The organism is Polaromonas sp. (assembly GCF_018780625.1).
GTDB lineage: Bacteria > Pseudomonadota > Gammaproteobacteria > Burkholderiales > Burkholderiaceae_C > Polaromonas.
The window spans coordinates 1-3781 of sequence record NZ_JADMJK010000032.1 but is presented as its reverse complement, the minus strand read 5'-3'; the positions used below and the strand labels follow the sequence as shown (position 1 = coordinate 3781).

Sequence of the window (3781 nt, the reverse complement as noted above, 5' to 3'; positions counted from 1 at the left end):
CGACAGCGCCCAGCAGCAGCAAGGAGCCGGCAATCGGCCTGAACACCTGGATCGCGCCTTCTTCGCCCAGCTGTGTGAGGCCGGCGCGCAGTTGTTTGGTGCGCAGCGGGTCGGCCACTTCGACGGCGCGGAACATTTCGGGCGCGAAAAAGGGCAGGCCGGTGAATTGCAGCGCTTCGCCCTCGGTCAGCGTGTCCCCCAACTGCAGCACGCCGTGGTTGGGGATGCCGATGATGTCGCCGGCAAAGGCGGTGTCGAGCAACTCGCGGCGCTGGCTCATGAAGCTCACCACGGTGTTGGGCCGCAATTCCTTGCCGCTTCGCACGACTTTCAGGCGCATGCCGCGCGTGAATTCGCCGCTGGCCACGCGCAAAAACGCAATCCGGTCGCGGTGCGCCGGGTCCATGTTGGCCTGGATCTTGAATACCACGCCTGAAAATTTCTTTTCCTCCGGAAACACCACGCGCTGCAGGGCGGCCCGCTCCGACGGCGGCGGGGCCAGGTCGACCAGCGCGTCCAGCACTTCCTGCACGCCAAAGTTGTTGATGGCCGAGCCGAAGAACATGGGGGTTTGCTTGCCGTGCAAAAACGCGTCGCGCTCGAACTCCGGCGACGCGCCGTTCAGCAGTTCAAGCTCATCCTGGGCCTGCGTGAATTCGGCGCCAAAGCGCTGGGCCGCTTCGACGTTGTCCAGTCCTGCCAGAATTTCATCGTCGCCACCGGCCTTGTCCTCGCCGGGGCTGAACACGCGCATGCGCTTTTCACGCCGGTCATACACCCCGTGGAACAGCTTGCCCATGCCGACCGGCCAGGTGAAGGGCACGACTGTCATGCCGAGCTCCTGCTCGATCTCGTCCATCAGGCTCATCGGGTCCTGCACCTCGCGGTCCATCTTGTTGACGAAGGTCAGGATAGGCGTGCCGCGCGCGCGGCAAACCTGCAGCAGGCGGCGCGTTTGCGGCTCGACGCCGTTGGCTGCGTCAATCACCATCAGCGCGGCATCGACGGCCGTCAGCACGCGGTAGGTGTCTTCCGAGAAATCCTGGTGGCCGGGGGTATCCAGCAGGTTGATCACGCAGTCGCGGTATTCCATCTGCATGACCGAGCTGGCCACCGAAATACCGCGCTGCTTTTCAATTTCCATCCAGTCACTGGTGGCGTGGCGCGCAGCCTTGCGCGCCTTGACGCTGCCGGCGATCTGGATCGCGCCCGAGAACAGCAGCAGCTTTTCAGTCAGCGTGGTTTTACCCGCGTCGGGGTGGGAGATGATGGCAAACGTGCGGCGGCGCTTGACCTGTTTTTCGATTTCGGTGATGTCAGACATAACCCATGATTATCGGCGACGCTGCACCCGCCTGCGCGCTAATCGGGAAGACGCGAAAAACGCGGCTGCCGCACGCCGTCTATCACCACTTCTTCGTTGAACATGGCCGCGGGCCGCACCCACAGGCCTTGCTCCCCATAAAGCGCCCGGTACAGCGTCATGGGCGCCAGGCTTTCGCTGTGGCGCACCGTGCCCAGCACCTCGTAGCGCATGCCTTTGTAGTGCTGGTACAGGCCGGGCGGCGTCACAATCAGTGGCGGTAATGAATCGGGCAGGGACAATCCAGGCTCCAGACGGCGTGCATAGTGGGACAATAGGGACTATGCATCCTAACGCCTTACTCGACTGTTGTACCGAGCTTCTCAAGCAGGTTCTTAAATTTGACCACCCCGCCGACATGGTGGTTTCACGCTATTTCCGCGAACTGCGGCTTGGCCCCCGCGAGCGGGCCACCGTGGCCGAAACCATTTACGGCGTGCTGCGCAAGAAAAATCTCTACGTCTACCTGGCCCAGCACGGCAGCGGCGTGCCCGAGCGGCGCCTGGCCATCCTGGGCTTTGCCGCCCCGCGTGACTTCCTGTATGGCGCGCTGACCGAGCAGGAGCAGGACTGGCTGGCCCGCTGCGACCAGGTCAAACCATCGGACTTGATGGAACTGCACCGCCACAACCTGCCGCAATGGCTGGTCGAGCCGCTCAAAGCGCAGCTGGGTGACGATTTCTGGCCGCTGGTTGAAAGCCTCAATGCCCCGGCCGGGCTCGATTTGCGCGTCAATACCCTGAAGGACAAACGCGCTGACGTGCAAAAAGAGTTGGCAAAAGTCGGTATCAAAACCGTGGCAACGCCGTATTCCCCATGGGGATTGCGCCTGGCTGACAAGCCGCAGCTGGCCAATGTGGACGCTTTCAAGCGCGGCGCCATTGAGGTGCAGGACGAAGGCTCGCAACTGCTGGCGCTGCTGGTCGATGCCAAACGAGGCGAAATGGTGGTGGATTTCTGTGCTGGCGCGGGTGGAAAAACCCTGGCGCTGGGGGCTTCCATGCGCACCACCGGCCGGCTGTATGCCTTTGACACGTCTGCCCACCGGCTGGCGGCGCTCAAGCCGCGCCTGGCGCGCAGCGGTCTGTCGAATGTGCATCCGGTCGCCATTGCCCATGAGCGTGATGACCGCATCAAGCGGCTTGCCGGCAAGATCGACCGGGTCCTGGTCGATGCACCCTGCTCGGGCCTGGGCACGCTGCGGCGCAACCCGGACCTGAAATGGCGGCATAACCCGAAAGCGATTGAAGAGCTGACCGCAAAGCAGACGGCGATTTTGCAGAGCGCTGCGCGGCTGGTAAAACCGGGCGGGCGGCTGGTGTATGCCACCTGCAGCATCCTGCGTGAAGAAAACGAGGCGATTGCCGAAGCCTTCAGTGCCGCAAATCCGGGCTTTGAGCTGGTTGAAGCGGCGCCGCTGCTGACCCATATTGGCGTGGAGCATGCTGAAAAACTTTGCCGTGGACCTTATCTGCGGCTCTGGCCTTACCTGCATCAGACCGACGGGTTTTTTGCGGCAGTTTGGAAAAAGACCTGATTTTTTGACGACAAATGGGCCTGACTAGTCGACTGTTACATCTTTATTGATGGGTTTTGTCGTTTCCGTGGGGGCTAATCGCAGGATCACCAGACTTGGCGTTTTTAGGCCTATAGATTTATAATTGCAGGTTGTCTGGTGCAGCCCCTGGAGACGAGTTTTGAATGCGCGGCTGGTGCAGATTGTTTAAAGGACTTTTATGATTTTGTTTGATGCCGCCCTTGAATGGCTGGCTCATGGACTGGTCAACGCCAGTTGGTGGCAAATCGTGTTGTACACCTTGGTGACAACGCACATCACGATCGCCAGTGTGACGATTTATCTGCACCGCCATCAGGCGCATCGGGCCATGGATCTGCACGCGATTCCTGCGCATTTTTTCCGTTTCTGGTTGTGGCTGGCGACGGGTCAGGTCACCAAGGAATGGGTGGGCGTTCACCGCAAGCACCACGCCAAGTGCGAGACCATGGAAGATCCGCACAGCCCCGTTGCGCACGGCATCAAGACCGTGTTGTTCACCGGGGCGGAGTTGTACCGTGCCGAGACGAAAAATACCGAAACCCTGCGCAAGTACGGTCACGGCACACCCAACGACTGGATCGAGCGCAATCTTTACACGCGTTTCAGCTGGCAAGGCGTGGGCCTGATGCTGGTCCTGAACCTGGCGCTGTTTGGTGTGGCGGGTCTGTCTGTCTGGGCTATCCAGATGGTCTGGATTCCTGTGACGGCCGCCGGCATCATCAATGGCATTGGTCATTACTGGGGCTACCGCAACTTTGAGGCGCCGGACGCCAGCACCAATGTGTCGCCCTGGGGCATTCTGATCGGCGGCGAAGAGTTGCACAACAACCACCACACCTATCCCACGTCGGCCAAGTTCT

General features: G+C 61.0%; 4 protein-coding genes. 2 read left to right on the top strand and 2 right to left on the bottom strand.

Going from position 1 to position 3781, the window contains the following annotated elements:
• Both IV091_RS02675 and IV091_RS02670 read right to left on the bottom strand, forming a co-directional pair.
• Positions 1 to 1324: peptide chain release factor 3 (locus IV091_RS02675; protein WP_293464750.1), on the bottom strand; the 1324-nt coding region annotated here is incomplete at its 3' end.
• 38 nt (positions 1325 to 1362) lie between these two features.
• Entirely contained in the window at positions 1363 to 1599 is a 237-nt protein-coding gene (locus tag IV091_RS02670; protein ID WP_293464753.1) for a DUF1653 domain-containing protein, read from the bottom strand.
• A 47-nt stretch (positions 1600 to 1646) separates the two neighbouring features.
• On the opposite strand from IV091_RS02670, the gene IV091_RS02665 reads away from it, so the two are divergent.
• Positions 1647 to 2900, top strand: a complete 1254-nt coding sequence (locus IV091_RS02665; protein ID WP_293464747.1) for an RsmB/NOP family class I SAM-dependent RNA methyltransferase — start codon at positions 1647 to 1649, stop codon at positions 2898 to 2900.
• Between the two features lie 199 nt (positions 2901 to 3099).
• On the top strand, positions 3100 to 3781 hold a 682-nt coding region (locus IV091_RS02660), incomplete at its 3' end, for a fatty acid desaturase (RefSeq protein WP_293464744.1).

What these genes read in the sequence shown, in the direction of transcription:
- IV091_RS02665 (WP_293464747.1), top strand. Translation starts at nt 1,647, where the DNA reads ATGCATCCTAACGCCTTACTCGACTGTTGTACCGAGCTTCTCAAGCAG.